The 14,561-nt window shown below is 56.8% G+C and carries 7 protein-coding genes; 6 read left to right on the top strand and 1 reads right to left on the bottom strand.

Annotated features, from left to right (window positions below):
* Nucleotides 1–627 precede the first annotated feature (627 nt).
* The 4 genes from HNS03_RS02090 (at nt 628) to HNS03_RS02075 (ending at nt 6,987) form a co-directional block, all read left to right on the top strand.
* A complete protein-coding gene (locus HNS03_RS02090) occupies nt 628–2,169 on the top strand; it encodes a methyltransferase regulatory domain-containing protein (RefSeq protein ID WP_367192707.1) in 1,542 nt (513 codons plus the stop codon).
* A gap of 1,107 nt (nt 2,170–3,276) precedes the next feature.
* Nucleotides 3,277–4,545, top strand: coding sequence for a methyltransferase domain-containing protein (locus tag HNS03_RS02085; protein ID WP_367192706.1), 1,269 nt, complete (start codon nt 3,277–3,279; stop codon nt 4,543–4,545).
* A gap of 5 nt (nt 4,546–4,550) precedes the next feature.
* The gene (locus HNS03_RS02080) at nt 4,551–5,663 is read left to right on the top strand and encodes a glycosyltransferase family 4 protein (protein ID WP_367192705.1); all 1,113 of its coding nucleotides are present in this window, start codon (nt 4,551–4,553) and stop codon (nt 5,661–5,663) included.
* Nucleotides 5,656–6,987: a hypothetical protein gene (locus HNS03_RS02075; protein WP_367192704.1), complete on the top strand. Its 1,332-nt coding sequence runs from the start codon at nt 5,656–5,658 to the stop codon at nt 6,985–6,987. The genes HNS03_RS02080 and HNS03_RS02075 overlap by 8 nt, the downstream gene beginning before the upstream one ends.
* A gap of 442 nt (nt 6,988–7,429) precedes the next feature.
* Here the strand turns inward: HNS03_RS02075 and HNS03_RS02070 are convergent, their stop codons facing one another.
* Entirely contained in the window at nt 7,430–10,054 is a 2,625-nt protein-coding gene (locus HNS03_RS02070; protein WP_367192703.1) for a DUF4214 domain-containing protein, read from the bottom strand.
* Between the two features lie 1,279 nt (nt 10,055–11,333).
* Between HNS03_RS02070 and HNS03_RS02065 the strand changes: the two genes are divergently transcribed.
* Both HNS03_RS02065 and HNS03_RS02060 read left to right on the top strand, forming a co-directional pair.
* The gene (locus HNS03_RS02065) at nt 11,334–13,097 is read left to right on the top strand and encodes a type I secretion system permease/ATPase (RefSeq protein ID WP_367192701.1); all 1,764 of its coding nucleotides are present in this window, start codon (nt 11,334–11,336) and stop codon (nt 13,095–13,097) included.
* A 30-nt stretch (nt 13,098–13,127) separates the two neighbouring features.
* Nucleotides 13,128–14,465 (top strand): HlyD family type I secretion periplasmic adaptor subunit, encoded by a 1,338-nt coding sequence (locus HNS03_RS02060; protein WP_367192700.1) that lies wholly within the window; start codon nt 13,128–13,130, stop codon nt 14,463–14,465.
* Nucleotides 14,466–14,561 lie beyond the last annotated feature (96 nt).

The following is a 14,561-nucleotide window of genomic DNA, read 5'->3' as shown; positions in this document are numbered from 1 at the left end:
TCATCGGAACAGTGTGGTCAGCCGGTTCGATCGCCGACGCGATCTCGCCGCTCGGTCGCGCCTGTTGGGGAGTTTTATCGGCAATCTCGAACTGGAGTGTCGGGCGATCGACGCCAGCCATATCAAGGCGCGACCCTCAGGCTGCCAGCACTAAGGGGGTAGGCGTCTGCTCGGGCCAAAGGCGGCCTGAACCGCACGCTCGACCTGGCCGTCGATCTCCACGGCCTATCGGTTCGTTTCATCGATCTCATGGACGCCGACGACACGCCTTTCGCGCAAAGGCGCAGGAAAATGCGGCCGAAGGAAAGGCCGGTTTCCGGAACGGAAAAATCGCAGCGCCTTTTCCTGGAGAGCTCACGGAATGGGGGGATTTGCCCGACTGCTTGCATCGCAAGAGTTTGCCCCCTCGAAGAGGCGGGGACGGCAAAATCGCGCAGATTTCTGGTGCCTTGATCCTGACAGTCAACCAAGTCACCTCCGCACAAGACGTACGGATTTTGAGTTCGTGACTTAGGGTTGTCGCGGGAGGTGAAATGGGTGGACATTGCAGATGTCTGCTGATTACGGCCGCCATCGAATGTGGCCGGTTTTCGAATTTCTAGAGTGGTGCCGCATAGGGAGGCAAATATGGTGTCTTGGACCGACGGGTATGTGGCGGATATCGGCTATACGCACGGGTATTATCGAGAGCTTTCGCCATCGCTATTGAGCTTTGTCTCTCTCTTTCGGGGTATATCCGGGCCGCAGGCGGATCAAACGCTCACCTATTGCGAACTCGGCTGTGGGCAAGGGTTTTCCGCAAACCTGCTTGCCGCAGCCAATCCGCATATCCGTTTCTATGTCACCGATTTCAATCCGACACAAATTGCGGGGGCGAAAGCGCTCGCCGATGAGGCTGGAACAAAGAATATTCATTTCTATGATATGAGTTTTTCGGAGTTTGAAGCCGCATATGAGCTGCCAGAATATGTCGATATCATTGCGTTTCATGGGGTTTATAGCTGGATAAGCGCCAAAAATAGAGAAGAGATACTTAAATTTATAAGTAAAAAACTTAAAATCGGCGGAATTGTTTATTGTTCCTACAACTGCCTGCCGGGATGGGCCTCGGTCACTCCACTCCGAAAGTTGATGGTTTTGGCGGGAAAGGGCGAGGAGGCGGGCACTAAGGCCAGGTTGAATAAGGCATTTTCGATCGTTGATAAAATCATAGAGGCGGATTCGAGGTATTTTCAATCACATTCCGGCTTAAAGGAGCGATATGAGGGAATTAAGAGTGGAAATAAAAGTTATATTTCTCACGAATATTTTAATAGAGATTGGAGTGCCTTTGCCCACGCAGATGTTGCGGAAGACATGGCGCGCGCGAAGCTCACCTATCTAGGCTCTGCCAATATTCTTGACCATATCCCAGGCGTAGGGCTCACTGCGGAGCAGCAAAAGTTATTGGATCAAATTGACGATCCGTTCGTCGCGGAAACTGTCCGAGACTATATAACAAATCAGCAGTTTCGTAGAGACATATATATTAAAGGATCTGTTCCTCTTCGATCGCTTCAAGCAGAGCAACTTTGGCTCGGTCAGCGCTTCGCATTGTCGCAAACGGCAGGAAAGATTCAATTGAAGATAAAGGCGGCTCACGGAGAAGCTGCCTTGCAGAAGGATGTCTATGAGCCAATAATTGAAGCCCTTGCACAAGGGCCCAGAACTGTCCGGGAAATGAGCGAGCTCCCGGTTGTTTCTAAGCTTGGCAGCGGGCGTTTGCGCGAGGCATTGGCTGTACTCGTTGGGAAGGGAGATTGTCAGCCCTGCTTGTCGCCTGAAGGCGACGAAGTGCGATATGAGCGAACGCGGGCTTTAAATAAAGCTATTCTTGAGCGCGCGAAAGATTCAAGTGATTTGAATTGGTTGTGCTCGCCGGTGACCGGAGCCGGCATTCATGTCTCGCGCGCGTTCCAATTATTTATTTTGGGGCTATACGAAGGGCGAAGCGAAACTCGCGACTTGGCCGAGTACGCCTGGAACATACTGAGTTCGCAGAACCAAAGGATTGTCAAAAATGGCAAGCCGATTATCGAGACGGCAGACAATCTCGTGGAGCTTGAGGAAAGGGCTTCAAAATTTACCGAAGAGCTGCTTCCAATTTTGAAGATGCTTCGTGTCCTATGAGCCGACAGAGGCTGAACCTAAAATGCGGAACGAGGAATAACCGTTTTCGGTCAGCGGCTCAAAGGGCAAGCGAGTAGGCTATGGGGCCAGACGCCGCGCGGGAGAGCCGTTCAGGCCCGAACGGGTCAATGATGCCAACATTGGTGGACCTATCGATGCCCAATACGGCGTAATTTTTCGAACCTATCGCAGAAGGTCGAATGACCGGGTGGCGATGGGTTAAGAGACTGTTTGGAGCCGGGTTGGGAAGCGCAGCGTGGCTCCCAATCACGGAGCGACGCTATGGCCGGGAACACCTGCGCTCCGAAACCGACGTCGCGGAGCCGTCCGGCGCGGCAAGAGCCCGGAATGACGGCGAAGGGCCGAAAATCGCCAGCGGTTATGGTCGACGCAAGCTGGCGGGGCCTCGTGTCCGATCTTTAGCTCATGGATATCCCGGGTTGGGACGGCGCCGTTGTCGATTTCTGTCCTTCGGCTCGGTGCCCTCGGTTCCGTCAAAGGCAATTCGGCGGTTAAGATGCGCGTATCGTGCAGGATAAGCCGATTACCATTTTGTCCGGACCAAATCGCCCCGTTCTCCGATTAGGCCGTAAGCTTGCCGCAGTATTGCCTCCGCCTCGTCCTGTGACGACGCCTCCACTGTATGACGACCACCTCTCGGGAGGATCAGCGTATTGCCTTCGAGATAGTAACCTGTCTCGTAGCGCTCACCGCAGGCATTTTTATACAAGGTACCTCCTCCGTGTTGCGCGATCTCCGTTGCATCCCCCTCGGCAGCGGGGATTGAGCAATTTTGCGCAGTCGCTGCAGACGCCCCAAAAAAGCCGGCAGCCGCAAAAAAAATTGCATACACCACAATCATGACCTACCTCTGCTCGTTCGAATGGCAGTCTGCTACTGAGGGTTTCTTTTCTTGAGGGCGATATTGTGGCGCGGGGGCGGGGTGAGATGGTCTCGCCTCTCCGAGGTGCGCTGCATTTGGGCCTCTGAAATCTGAACGATTGCGGCTACGGGGCTGTCTGTGTAACTAGCCTTTTTTAGAAACAATGAATGTTTGTCGCGGAGCCAATCGGAAAGCGACCGGTGTGGACAAATTGGGATTAGCAAATGAAAGCCGTGGATAACCCAGATCCCAGAAAGGCGCCCGTACTTAAAAAGATAAAATGGTTTTTTAGTGCGTTCCCAAAAATCGGCGTTACGTCCAAACAGGTTAAGCGACTGGCGCTCGAAAGCGACCTTCTATCCGCTGGCCTGCGCGACCAGGCGAATGAGTTTACGGAGCGCGTTGTTGCACTTGCAAACGCCGATATGGATTCGTTCGAGCGACGAATTCGCGAGGATATGCGCGATCAGATCGATGACGTGTCTCAACGGCTTTCCGAAATTGAAAATATAGCAAATAAATTAGAGCAATCCCAGCACGCGCTCACACAAAAGCTCGAAGAGCGACTTCAAGAAGCATCGGATGGTTTTGACGATCGATATCGTTCCGCGGCGGAACAGGTCGATGGCAGGCTGAGCGATCTTTCAGAATCTTTAAATCGACAAATCTCCGAGATATCGGAGAATGCGAAATTCGAACAGGCGCTGATGGCGCGCGCCTATACGGGCTTGGACCAGAAGCTTGATAATATTCGATATGGTGGCCCGAAACCGCCGCCGTCGGAGGAGCCTACCTCGGAAGGCCTCAACGCCCTGCTGGATTATTTCTACAACCGTCTCGAGGCGCGCTTTCGCGGGTCGCGAGAAGAAATTGTGCGGCGGTTGACGGTTTACCTGCCGGATGCGCGGGCGGCTGTTGAACGAACAGGGAAAGGGGTGTTGGATCTCGGTTGCGGCCGTGGAGAGTGGCTGGAGCTCATGGGAAGCGTCGATATAGCGGCGACCGGGGTTGATTCGAACTCGCTCCAGGTCGCCGAAGCGCGCGCTCACGGTCTCGATGTTCTGGAAGGCGACGCTTGTGCATTTTTGGCGGAAGCCGCAGATGCGTCTTACGGCATGATCACGGCACACCACGTTGTGGAGCATCTACCGTTTAGAACCGTCGCCTGGATTACTCAGGAGTGCCTGCGGGTTCTCGCGCCCGGCGGCCTATTGTTGTTCGAGACACCCAATGCGAGCAGCCTTCTCGTCAGCGCGAAGAGCTTCTACATGGATCCAACCCATATCCGTCCGCTGCCGGGACCTGTGCTGACAACGCTCCTCGACACGGTCGGTTTTCATCCCGTTGAGACGCGAGACTTGCATCCGCACGAGAAGCTCGAGTCCTATTTCCGAGAGAAAAAGATTGATCCTGAGGTGGCAGGTCTGCTGTTCGGGCCCCAAGACTTGGCGGTGTTGGGAATGAAGCCAAATCCGACAGGCACGGACGCGTAACGCATATGCGGATCGTCGTAGTTCGAACACAGGTTCCGTTCGTCAATGGCGGAGCTGAACGGCATGGCCGAAATCTCTGTCTCGCGCTCGAGCGCCACGGACATGAGGCAACCGAAGTCACTCTGCCCTTTCGGTGGTATCCGGGCACGGTCCTTGTCGATCATATATTGTCTGCCAAGCTCGTTAACCTTGAGCGTTTTGAAGGGGCGCCGGTCGATCTTATGGTCGGCCTAAAGTTTCCCGCCTGGCTCGCTCACCATCCGAATAAGGTCTTCTGGGTCCTGCACCAGCACCGTCAGGCCTATGACTTTTGGGAGAGTGGGATTTCGGATCTTTTGGGCGAGCCGGACGCTTTTGCCCTTCGCGAGCTGATACAAGCGGAAGATCGGTCCGAGCTGGGCAGGGCAAACGCGCGCGTCTACGCAAATTCCGGCAACGTTGCCGCCCGGATGAAGCGCTTCCTCGGGATCGAGTCAAAGCCGCTCTACCATCCACCGCCGAATGCGGACCGGCTGCGGCCAGGCAGCTACGGCGATTATCTTTTGGTGCCTGGCCGGATCAATACTCTGAAACGCCAGGCGCTGGTGCTCGACGCGGTTGCGCGAGCCGGTGCGCCGCTGCGCGTGGTCTTTGCTGGCCCTCCGGACTCTCAGAGCTATTTGGACGAGCTGAGGCAAAAAGCGATCGATCTTGGTATCGATAGGAGTGTTGAGTGGCTTGGCGGCATCAGCGACGAGCATATGATTGAACTTTACGCCGGCGCTCGGGCGGTCATTTATACTCCGGTTGACGAAGATTATGGCTATGTAAGCCTCGAAGGAATGCTGTCCGCAAAGCCTCTCATTGTCACGACCGACTGTGGAGGACCGCTGGAATTTGTCCGTCACGGCAAAGAGGGTTGGATATGTGATCCGACGGCGGAGGCTCTGGCTGACGCGATCAAGGAGGCGGCCGATGATCCCGCACTATGCGAGCGGATGGGCTTGGCGGGATGCCAGCGCTACGCCGACTTCGATATTTCGTGGGACACGGCGGTGGAGTGTTTGACGCGGACGTCGGCTCCACGCTCCGATGCTCGATTAATGCCCCGGCGCGCGGAGGTCGCGGCGGGTGAGTAGCAGCGGAACCAAGCCGCGGATACACTGGGTTTCGCCGCTGCCGCCAGCGGAAACCGATATCGCGGAATATACTCGGCGCATCCTGCCCGCGCTATCGGAGCGTTCCGAACTAACGTTATGGACGGATCGCCAGGATTGGAGCGAAGGGCTGGATAGGAAAGCGAACGTTCGCGCGTTCGCGTCAGACTCGATTGAAACGCTCACGCAATCTCTCGGGAACTGTCGTCCCGGTCAGCCGGAAGCGGTTTTCCTTCATATCGGGAACAACTGGCAGTTTCACGCCGGAATTGCGAGATTGGCGCAGCAAATACCGGCCTATGTCGTTTTGCATGATGTCGCTCTCCTGGACTTTTTCCGCGACCTCTCGGGGCAGGGTAAAATACGTCGGCTCGGGCTGCTCCAGGATGTTGTCCGCTGGTACGGTGCCGACGCCGCCATGGAGATCGCGGCCGTCCTGACCGGTGGTTTGACGGGCCCGGACCTCTACGGTCGCTATCCGCTATGGGAAATTGGGATCGGACGCGCCGCGGGCGTCGTGGTCCACACCAAGCCGGCGGAAGCAATCGTTGGTGAGCGTGCGCCCGTTCCGGTCTATCGGCTCGAGCTTCCGTTTCGCGCGGGTGGAAACGGCTCTCCGAACCGACGAAATGACGGACCTCTTCGGTTCGTCCAATTCGGGCATATTGGTCCAAACCGTCGGCTTGATGTCATTTTCGAAGCGCTTGGCCAGGCCTCGCGTAAAATCCCGGACTTTGATTTCATATTCGATGTGTTCGGGAAGCTCTGGGATCCGGCGCTATTCAAGCGCCTTGCCGCAGACTACGGAATCTCGGATAAGATCCGCTTTCGGGGGTTCGTCTCCGAAACGGAGTTGGACGAGGCGATTTCGGACGCCCATCTCGTGTTCAATTTGCGCAATCCGACCATGGGCGAAGCGTCCGGGAGCCAGTTGCGGATTTGGGCGAATGCGGCCTATTCGGTGGTGACCGATATTGGGTGGTATGCGACGTTGCCCTCCGACACCGTGGCTAAAGTTCCCGCAGCGGACGAGCGCACCGGGCTCCTACAAGTCTTAGAGCGGCTGCATAAAAATAGGGCCGTTGGGCAGCAGTCGGGCGCTGCGGGTCTCCGTCTTGTAGGAGAAAAACACACGCCCGAGCGCTATGCGGACGACATCGTTTCTTTGGCCGAAAAGAGCGCTCGCGATATCGCAAATCAGCTTCTGAGAGAATCCGCGGAGCGTGTGCTGGCGAGGGGCGGAGGAAGCGAGCTATTCGCGCGCCGAATTGAGGAACGCTTGGGGTCTGGTTTTCTCGTATCGTAGGCCGGCGCAACAACGTCGACGGAAACGGATTCCGCGTTGACCTGACGTGCCGTCCCCGCCCGGTAGCCGTTCCGATTTACAATCTTGATCGATGCCCATTCATCATGGCCGAGGGCTCATTCCCTGTGGCTGATGGGTATGATGCGCCAAAGCGGGTCGCCGAGACGGGGCCAAGCCTCGCGGCACGAACCGGCGACGGGTCCCGACCCCAGCGTTCGGCGGCTGATCGGTACGCCGCCCCCTCCCGAACCGAGTGCACCGGGTTCACCCGGCGCGAGCCCCAGACCGAGGGTCTCCGAACTTAGGGTCCGGGTCGTCGTGAGGGAGCTTGCACGTGTGCTGGCTCATAAAAAAAGCCCCCGACCGCAAAGTCGGGGGCTTCTGATTTCCGTGCCAGCGGGCCGTCGAATTGGCCAATCTGGCGCAGATCCAGTTGAGTCGCTTAGATCAGGAACTCGTCGCTCGATATTGGCATACCAAACGCACCATTCACCTGGAACGCGACGTCGTCCGTGGCTGTGAAGTTTCCATCGCCGTTCGCGTCGACGAACACGTAATTCTCGTAGATGCCGCCTCCTGTATCATAGATACCAAAAGCAACACCCCGGTCGCCGCCGGCATCCGCGAAGAAGTCGTCAATCGAGGCATCGAAATCGCCGCCCGTAAGGCTGACGGCAAAGGTACCTTTATCGAGTGTAGCTGCCTCATAGCCGGAGAAGTCGAAGCCAGTCACGTCGATCAGATCGTACAGGCCTGAGCCGGCCGTAAAGTCGTTGACTGTTTCGACTGAGCTACCCGCCTCGATGTCGCCCTCTGCATCCACTGTCAAAGTGGTGTCATCGGCGGATTTGTAGCTAATCACGTTGCGAGCACCGGATCCTGAGTCAAGCGTGATCTGGTCGTTGCTCTGTCCGCCGTAGACCGCGCCGCCTCCGGAGCCCGCCGTGTAGGTGTCGACCCCTTCGGAACCAGTGTAGGCCACCTTGCTTGTGACAGTCGAAACATCGAGCGTCACGTCGCCCGTCGACCCGCTGGCGTCCACCTTCGTCAGCGTGTTGCCGCTGTTCGTAAACGCGCTGAAGACGATATCGCTATCGCCGGTCAGCGTCAGGGTCTCCACGCTATCCGCGATCAGATCGTCGAAGGTCGTCGAATAATCCGAGGCGACCTGATCGGTGGGCAGCGTATCAACGGTTGAATCGACCGTGATCGATTCAACGTCATTGATCGTGGTCGACGTGGAGAACGTCACATTGCCTTCGGGGGAGGTGTTTTCGCTGCTGTCGTTGATGGAAACGTCCAGAGTGACCGCGTCGTTCGACCCAGTGGCGTCTTTCAATGCGATCGTCTGATCGGATCCGAGGGCGAGATCGCTGTCGGAGCTCATCACATCGAACTCGAAGCCCGCTTCAACGTTCGACAAGGTGGTCGAGCCGGATAGGGCAGACGTTGCCTGCACCGTATCGAAGCTCGTTGTCTCGAAGTTGTAGGTCCCTTGTCCGCCTCCGATTTCCAGGATTTCGAAGCCGGAAATGTTCGCGCCCGTCGCTTTGGTGAGCGTCGACCCGTCGGTGATGCCGATGGTGTCGGTGCCGTCGCCGCCGGCAACCGACGCGAAGTTGGCGAGCTGGTCGCCCACCAAGGCCGTGTCATCGCCCTCGCCGAGATCAAGCGTGGAGTCCATCTGGACCGTCGTGTCCATATAAACCGTGTCGTCCCCGGATCCGCCGGTGACGGCAGCTTTCTCGTTGCTTGCGATGCCGACTTCCACGCCGCCACTGTTTTCAGAAGCATCGAATTTGGTGAAGTCGCCGTCGAAAGGGTTCGTTCCGGTAAAGAAATCAACCGACCCTTCGCCCGTCACGGTCACGGACGTGATGTCGTCGGTTGCCCCTCCGAAGGTAATGTCGTTCTCACCGGTAGCCGCGACGGTAAGGGTCCCGAATGCACCAGCGACGGGCGATGAAACCACCGCATCGACATTGGTTACGGTGAGGTTGAGTGTCGACGGCGCGTTGCTCAAGAAGCTGACCCCGCTGTCGTAATTGGTGAGTTCGAGGCCGACGGTCTCGGCGGTCACACCATGAAAGTCTACGTCCGTGCTCTGGTTCTTAACGACCAGCGATGACACATCGCCAATATTCCCGATGGCTAGGTCACCGGTACCATTGGCAACCGTGATCATCGCAATGCCGCTGGCACCATTGAGGTCGAGGGAGCTGCTCGCGACAGACCGTAAGTTTAAGTTTTCGATCGACGTCAGTGTGGGCGCAGCCAGGCTGCCATTCAGAGTTGCGGTCAGCAGATCGGTCCCGGCTCCACCGTCAAGCGTATCCACGCTCTGCAACGTATCGGCGAGCGTGCCGACTCCGGTCGCCACAACGTTCGCGGTGAACGTGTCGTTGCCGGCCGTCCCCGTCAGCGTATCCTGGTTGATCGTGAGGAAGAAGGCGTCGCCAGTCCCCTCAGCCGTCGGCGCGGCTTCCGCAGCGGCCGTCTGCTCGGTCAGGTTGGAATCCGTGGTGTTGTCGACGATCTCGTGCGCCTGCTGAAGCTGGGCGTTCGTCCACGTCACACCATCGGCCACATAGGAGTTGGCATAGGTGAGACCAACGGAAATCTTGTTCTGATAGGTGGTCGCGTCCTGCCCGTCCGGCGAGTCCTGAGCGCCGCCAGCAATCTGCATGACCAGATTGCCGACACCCTCTCCGCTTTCCAGCAGGCTGACCAGCTGGTCCGTCCAGAAATCGAGGCCGGCGGCATCAGGGTCGCGGTTGAACAGGTTCTGATAGATTTCGGTGATGAACGCTTCCTGGGCGGTGGGGTTGCCGACCAAGAGGTTCGGAGTGGCAAGCTGCGGATATTGGGCGACGCCCTCCGTGTCCGCCGAGAAATAGTTGATGATGGTCTCTAGGATCTGCTCTTCGGTTTGGCCTTCGGCAAGAAAGTCATTGTAGACGCCGATCCAGTAATTCAATCCGCCCGGATCGGGCGCGCGCCCGAAGAAGGCCACGTAGGAGGCAGTCACCTGCTCCGAGACGCTAAGTCCGTAGATGTCGAAGGCCATTCTTTCCTCCAAAAAAATTGCACCAACTGCGGCGCGGTGCGGTCAAACTTGGTAGCTCGCTCTCAAGCCATGATGCGACGGGCCCCGCCTTCGAACGAGCAACCCAATCCCAATCAACCAGAGATTCATAAACGATCCCACGTACCCAACTCAAGGCTCAGCACAACAAATTGCATCGCATCATATTGCGACCGAGGGTTCTGTCACGACTTTTCCGCTCGCTGTCGCCAAATGGGCACACCGGAGAGATGGCATTCGCGGGTTGAGAGAGCCGGGCTTGTCCCCTGTCGGGGCAGGGCACGGACGTACATTGAGCTTGCTAGGGGTGAGTTCGAGCCGGACTCCGCGGGGGCCGCACAGTCCTTGCCGCTTTGTCGCCGGTTTGCGCGGCAGGCGGGGCGTTTCGAGCCGCCCGCGCTCTTCGAATTCGTGAGGGGCGAGGTCTCCTGGACCATGGTCCTAGCCGCCGCTCAGATCTCATGGGTTAGAGATCTGTCGTCGGTCGCCGAACTTGGGCGCTTGCGCCATCTGCATCGGTTGATGCGCTCATCGGTTAAGCAGACGAAGGGAGCCCTATTTCGGCTCTCTTCCGGAGGCGGTCGAAGCCGCGCAACTCGAAGTTTCCGCATTTTTGAGGCCGTGACCTAAAGCGGCCAACTCAACGGCAGGCCGCGTTTCATCTCCGCCCCATGCTGTCGCGACAACGCCAATGGAGCAGTCCAACCACGTGTGGTTGGAAACCGGACTGTGAGGCAGCTCGGCCGCATTCTATCCGGCAAGCTCAAATGAGGTTCCCGAAAGTTGCAAATGCGCCCTCTTTCCCTTAAAAGATGCCTTTCCGTCACGCGCCACGCCCCTTGACGGACATCGAAAAGGCCGGTTGAGTTTTGTCGACTACGGACTTCACGTCCTAAAAATGCAGTCAAAATGGCAAGAATCTGCAAGAAATGCGGTGAAAGGCAGGGTTTTTACCCTCTTATGTGGGATGATGACATGGCGCGAACGGGAGGAAATGCAGGACACGAATTCATGAATTCGTAGTTCGGCTCTCATTTGGGCTTTTGTGAGGGGGTGGAGGATTTTAGTTTCCCATCCTGCTTGAATTGTGCGAGTCCACTCCTGGATTTGAGTGTGTCGATCACGGCAGATGCTGGAAACAAATTGCTATTTGTGCCTGAAAACATTTGGTCTGCTATAAAAGACTGGTTGTTAATGGATGAGATCAGTCGCTCATCCCCTCGTTTTGAGGAGGTGGCGGAGTTTTAGTTCGAAGGTATCCATGGTTCGATCTCAGAAAGAGAATAACGAGTTGCGGAATGCGCTCGGCAAGTGTTTCTCAATATTTTTGCCGGTTGCGATATTTAGTTTTTTTATAAACATGTTTATGTTTATTGTTCCGATCTATATGTTGCAAATTTACGGGAGGGTTCTGACCTCCCGAAGCGAGGACACGCTGGTCGTGCTTACGGTCATGGCGTGTGTCGCTTTGGTTGCATACGCAAGCCTGGAGTTTATCCGGTCCCGCCTTCTCGTTCGGGCCGGATTTCGATTCGACGAGTTGTTGAGCGAGCGAATCTTTAAGGCTGTTTTTCGCTATGCGGTAAAGGTTCCGGGGGCTGCAACTTCTCAAGCGCTGCGAGATATCAATACGGTCAGGGAGTTTCTTACGGGGCAGGGCCTGATTGCGTTTTTTGATGCGCCATGGGTTCCGGTATTCGTGGCCGTCGGCTTTCTCTTTCATCCCTGGCTCGGCTACATTAGCTTGGCTGGCGCTCTTGTCATATTTGCGCTTGCTGCCCTGAACGAGGTCGTTACCCGAAAACATCTTCAGTCCGGGTTTCAATCACAGATCGCGGCTTCGGACTATGCGGAATTTGGCGTCCGCAACGCGGATGCTGTGTACGCTATGGGCATGGAAGATGCCCTTCACGGCGGCTGGTCGGGGTTAAAAAAAGAAGCCCTCCTTTCTCAGGCAAAGGCGAGCGATCGGTCTTCGACGATTATGACGCTTTCCCGTTTCGTTCGAACGGGATTGCAGATCGCCGTCCTGGGCGTGGGGGCCTATCTCGTGCTCGAACAGCAGATCGCCCCGGGGGTGATGGTTGCCGCGTCCATCGTTATGGCTCGAGCGTTGGCGCCCGTCGAAATGGCGGTGGGTCAATGGAAGACCTTTATTGGTGCCCGCTCGGCGTATGCCCGGCTCAAAGCGCTGCTCGAGGCCATCCCCGAGGATGAAGACAAGATCTACTATCCGGACCCTAAGGGCGCGCTTACATTGCAAAATGTTGCAGTTGCCGTGCCGGGGCACCGCAAACTTGTCGTCCAAGGAGCCACGTTCTCGCTCTCTCCCGGAGAGCTTCTTGCCGTCATCGGGCCGAGCGGCAGCGGAAAAAGTACCTTGGCAAGAGCGATTTGCGGGATCTGGCCTGCAGTGGGCGGCGCGATTCTGCTCGATTCCGTTCCGCTTGCACATTGGCGTACGGATCAGCTCGGCGCGAAATTGGGGTATCTGCCGCAAGACGTCGAGCTTTTCGATGGTACCATCGCCGACAACATTGCGCGTTTCACGCCGGATGCGGCCGATGAGGATGTCCTGAACGCGGCGAAGATGGCCGGCGTTTACGAGCTGATCAATGGCCTGCCTCAGGGGTTCAAGACGCGAATTGGACGGGGCGGAGAGGGGCTCTCCGCGGGGCAACGTCAACGAATTGGCCTTGCCAGGGCGCTTTTCCGGGTGCCCGCGGTGGTGGTCCTGGACGAGCCCAACTCCAACCTCGATAGCGATGGCGAAGCCGCTCTTAGGGATGGCTTGGAGCGCGCAAAGAAAGCAGGATCGACGATAATCGCGATCACGCACCGTACCTCGCTCCTATCGGTTGCCGACAAAGTTCTCCTTATGCGCGGGGGAACCATCGAGGCATTTGGTCCGCGAGATGAGGTGTTAACCCGGCTTCGGCAGCAAAACGTTGTTCAACTTGCCGCAGGGGCGAAGGCTCAACAATCTGCGGCGTCGGAAACAACGCAGGCGGGCGCCGAAAAATAAGTCGGTTTTGTACGATCTTTGGTGGTCAATATGCGAGATGTGTCCAATCGGCAAAACTCGGAGCACGGCAGCTCCTATGCCGCCTCGGCGAGGTATTATATTGCCGTTGGAATTGCGATCTTGTTCGCGTTCTTCGGTAGCCTTACCGCCTGGAGCGCGATTGCGCCTCTTATGAAAGGCGCAGTTGCCCCAGGCGTCGTGACGGTGGAGGGAAACCGTCGCACGATTCAGCATCTTGAGGGCGGGATCGTCCGGGAGATCAATGTCTTCGAAGGCGAAATGGTCGAAAAAGGTCAGACGTTGGTCGTCCTTGATGAGATACAGGCGCAGTCGAAGGTTGAGATTATCAAGAATCGGTATTGGAATGCCCTCGCGCGGCAGGCAAGGCTTCAGGCACAGCGCGACGGTTCGGTTGACGTGCAGTGGCCGAGGGAGCTCTCGCGGCTGCTTCCGGACCCGATAGTGAAGGCCATTATCGATTCACAGCAAGCCGCCCTCACCACACAAGTCGAGTCGCTCGAAGGTCAGCAGGAACTGATCCGCAAGCAAATCGAGCAGGCTAGGCGCCAGATCGATGGAATCGAGGCGCAGAACGTTTCCCTCGATCGTCAGCTCGAATTGATCAAGATGGAGGAGGCGGATGCGCAAACGCTCTACGATAAGGATTTGCTTCCGCGGCCCCGCCTTCTTGCGCTCCAGCGAGAAAGAGCGAAATTGAGCGGTCAGATTGCGAGTAATTCAGCGGAGATAGCTCGGACCGAGCAGCAAATTTCCGAAAGTACGACCAAGCTGCTCTATCTAAAAACGTCTTATATGGAAAAGGTGTTGGACGAGCTCCAGGAAGTCGACGAGGAAGCCTCCAGCCTTAAGGAACAGTTCGTTGCCGCGCAGGATGTGCTGTCGCGGATTGTGATAAAAGCGCCCGTTTCGGGCCAAATTCTCAATCTGTCGGTGCATACCATCGGTGGGGTTGTTAAGCCCGGGCAGGCACTGCTTGATATCGTGCCGTCCGGCGACGACTTAAAAATTGATGCCAAGGTGAACCCGCTCAACAAGGATGTCGTTCACACCGGTATGCCGGCAAGCGTCGTATTTACCTCGTACAATCAGAGGACCCATTCCCCTGTCCCGGCGGTTGTCGAGCATGTGTCTGGAGATGCAGTCGAAGACGAGCGAACCGGTGCGACATATTACAAGGCGCGTCTCCGCGTCGACCGGTCGGACCTTACAGCGATCGGTTTGGACGATGTCGAGCTAGTTCCGGGTATGCCTGTCGAAGTCTACTTGAAAGCCGGACAACGAACGGCGTTCGAATATATCATCGAGCCGATTTCGGATGCCGCAAGAAGGGGCCTCGTCGGGGAATAGGTTGTGCCTTCCTCGGGATTCGACAGCTTCTCGTCGCTGTTGGGTCGTGCGGGCTCGCTGCGACAGCGTTTAAGTGTGAGAGCGGCCTTCAGGTGG

Source organism: Amorphus sp. 3PC139-8 (genome assembly GCF_040750475.1).
GTDB lineage: Bacteria > Pseudomonadota > Alphaproteobacteria > Rhizobiales > Amorphaceae > Amorphus.
Note: the sequence above shows the minus strand (reverse complement) of the source record. Positions and strands in the feature narration are given on the sequence as shown.